This window comes from Variovorax sp. 20P10.2.4 (assembly GCF_058244205.1).
Genome location: NZ_JBZAYE010000818.1, coordinates 1 through 2,797 on the forward strand (window position 1 = coordinate 1; position 2,797 = coordinate 2,797).

4 protein-coding genes are annotated in these 2,797 nt (G+C 70.4%); 2 read left to right on the forward strand and 2 right to left on the reverse strand.

All coding sequences use genetic code 11. The annotated features are described in order from the left end of the window. Positions 1-147 (reverse strand): GntR family transcriptional regulator (locus AC27VN_RS38035; protein WP_490880009.1); only part of this gene is annotated, 147 nt, incomplete at its 3' end. Between the two features lie 84 nt (positions 148-231). Between AC27VN_RS38035 and AC27VN_RS38040 the strand changes: the two genes are divergently transcribed. Then, positions 232-855, forward strand: coding sequence for an FMN-binding negative transcriptional regulator (locus tag AC27VN_RS38040; protein WP_490880006.1), 624 nt, complete (start codon positions 232-234; stop codon positions 853-855). An 18-nt stretch (positions 856-873) separates the two neighbouring features. On the opposite strand, the gene AC27VN_RS38045 is transcribed toward AC27VN_RS38040, so the two are convergent. Then, positions 874-2,229 (reverse strand): LLM class flavin-dependent oxidoreductase, encoded by a 1,356-nt coding sequence (locus AC27VN_RS38045; RefSeq protein ID WP_490880007.1) that lies wholly within the window; start codon positions 2,227-2,229, stop codon positions 874-876. Between the two features lie 207 nt (positions 2,230-2,436). Here AC27VN_RS38045 and AC27VN_RS38050 point away from each other — a divergent pair. After that, the coding region (locus AC27VN_RS38050; protein WP_490880008.1) for an LLM class flavin-dependent oxidoreductase at positions 2,437-2,797 on the forward strand (361 nt) is incomplete at its 3' end.

Below are 2,797 nucleotides of genomic sequence, written 5' to 3' on the forward strand. Positions count from 1 at the left end.
GCGCGAGACCCCGAGCTCGGCCGCCAGGGCCCGGGTCGACGGGGCGGGCGCGCCCGCGGGCAGGGTGCCGTCGGCGATCTGGTCGCGCAGCAGCGCGTAGATGCGGCGGCCCGCGCCCTGGCCCGAAGGAAGCGACAACTGGTCCATGTAAAAAGGCTCGAACTGGTTCTTCGCATTGTGCCGGTTCGAGGCGACAGTGAGGCGCCCCACACGCTTTCCGAGCCACGCCCGATGTACATCCCCGCGCATTTCGCCGTCACCGATCCCGCCGCGCTCCAGCGCGTCATCCGCGAGCATCCGCTCGGCATGCTGGTCACGCACGGCCCCGCGGGGCTGGACGCCGATCACCTGCCCTTCGAGTTCGATCCCGAGGTCGGCACGCACGGCCTGCTCTCGGCCCACGTCGCGCGCGCCAACGACGTCTGGCAGCGCTGCCCGAGCGGCACCGAGGTCATGGTGGTCTTTCGCGCCGCGCAGGCCTACATCTCGCCGAGCTGGTATCCGAGCAAGCACGAGCAACACCGCCAGGTGCCGACCTGGAACTACGAGGTGGTGCATGCGCACGGCACGATCACCGTGCGCGACGACGAGCGCTTCGTGCGCGGCATCGTCGCGCGACTCACGCGCCGCCACGAGGCGGCCGAGCCCCGGCCCTGGAAGATGGGCGACTCGGCGCCCGAATTCATCGACGACATGCTGGGCCGCATCGTCGGCATCGAGATCGCGCTCACCTCGCTGGTCGGCAAGTCGAAGTTGAGCCAGAACAAGGAAACGCGCGACCGCGCGGGGGCCTCCGAGGCGCTGGCCGCGCGCGGCCACGCCGAGATCGCCGAGCGCATGCGTCCGATCGACTGATCGGCCGGTCGCGCGCCACTATGCGGCGGCGCTCACCGCGGCCCGGCGCTGCCCATGCCGGGGCCGCTGCAGCCCCAGGTGCTCGCGCAAGGTGCGCCCCTCGTACTCGGTGCGCACCAGGCCGCGCCGGCGCAGCTCGGGCAGCACCAGCTCGATGAAGTCCTGCAGCCCGCCCGGGAACCACGGCGACATGATGTTGAAGCCGTCGGCGCCGCCTTCCTCGAACCACTGCTGCAGCTGGTCGGCGATGCGCTGCGGCGTGCCCACCACCTGCTGGTGGCCACGCGCGCCCGCGATGCGCAGGTAGAGGTCGCGGATGCTGAGGTTCTCGCGCCGCGCGAGGTCGAGCAGCAGGCGCTGCCGGCTCTTGGGGCCGTTGGTCTCGGGCAGCTCGGGCACGGGGCCGTCGACCGGCAGGCCCGAGAAGTCGAAGCCGCCGATCACGTTCGACAGCAGCGAGACGCCCACCACCGGGTGCACCAGGTCCTGCAGCAGCGCGAACTTCTCCTCGGCCTCCTCCTGCGTGCGGCCGACCACCGGGAAGATGCCCGGCATGATCTTGATCGACTCGGGCTCGCGGTCGCAGGCCTGGGCGCGGTCCTTGATGTCGCGGTAGAAGCTCTTCGCCTCGTCGAAGGTCTGGTGCGCGACGAAGATCACCTCGGCCGTGCGCGCCGCCAGGTCGCGGCCCGCTTCCGAGGCGCCGGCCTGCACCACCACCGGCCGGCCCTGCGGCGAACGCGAGACGTTGAGCGGCCCGCGCACCGAGAAATGCTTGCCCTTGTGATGCAGCACGTGCAGCTTGTCCTCGTGGAAGTACTGGCCGCTGTCCTTGTCGCGCACGAAGCTGTCGTCCTCCCAGCTGTCCCACAGGCCGGTCACCACGTCGTGGAACTCGGCCGCGCGCTCGTAGCGCAGCGCATGCTCGAAATGCTCGTCGCGGTTGAAGTTCTGCGCCTCGCCGGTGCCGCTCGAGGTCACGAGGTTCCAGCCCGAGCGCCCGCCGCTGATCTGGTCGAGCGAGGCGAACTTGCGCGCCACGTTGAAGGGCTCGTTGAAGCTGGTCGACACGGTGGCGATCAGGCCGATGCGTTCGGTGACCGCGGCCAGCGCCGACAACAGGGTCAGCGGCTCGAAGTGGTCGCTGCGCGCGGTGCGCGAGAGCGAGGCGAGTTCGCTGCTGCGCACGCCCACCGAGTCGGCCAGGAAGACGGCATCGAACTTCGCGGCCTCGGCCAGCTTCGCGAGCTCGACGTAGTGGCGGAAGTTGCTGCCCGCGTCGGCCTGTGCCTGCGGATGGCGCCAGGCGGCGATGTGGTGGCCGGTCTGCATGAGAAAGGCGCCCAGCTTGATCTGGCGGGAGGAAGTGGCCATGGGAACTCGTGGTCGGAGGGTGTGCGCGAAAGTGCGGCGGCAGGTTAAGTCGGTGCCCGCTCGCGCGGAAAGAAGGGATTCGCACTTCCTTAGGCGCGCACTGCATTTGGCAAAAGGCTGTGCGATCGCGCAGCCTCGGTTTGCGCATATGCATGCGACTTTTTCTTCGCAGCCGGCGCACGCCGCGGCCGCCACAATTTCCGCTTCATGCCCGAGCCTTCGCACGCACCCTCCGCCCAACGACCGACGGTGCGCAAGCGCCTCGGCTTCTTCAGCCGGCTGCTCGACGACGCCCCCGCGGCCGAGCGCTATCGCCTGGTGGCCGCGCAGATCGCGCACGCCGAGGCCTTCGGCTTCGACTCGGCCTGGGTCGCGCAGCACCACTTCCACGAACACGAGGGCGGGCTGCCATCGCCCTTCGTCTTCCTCGCCCACGTGGCCGCGCGCACGCGCCGCATCCGCCTGGGCACCGGCATCGTGACCCTGCCGCTCGAGAACGCGCTGCGCGTGGCCGAGGACGCCATCGTGCTGGACCTGCTCGCGGGCGGCCGGCTCGAGCTCGGCGTGG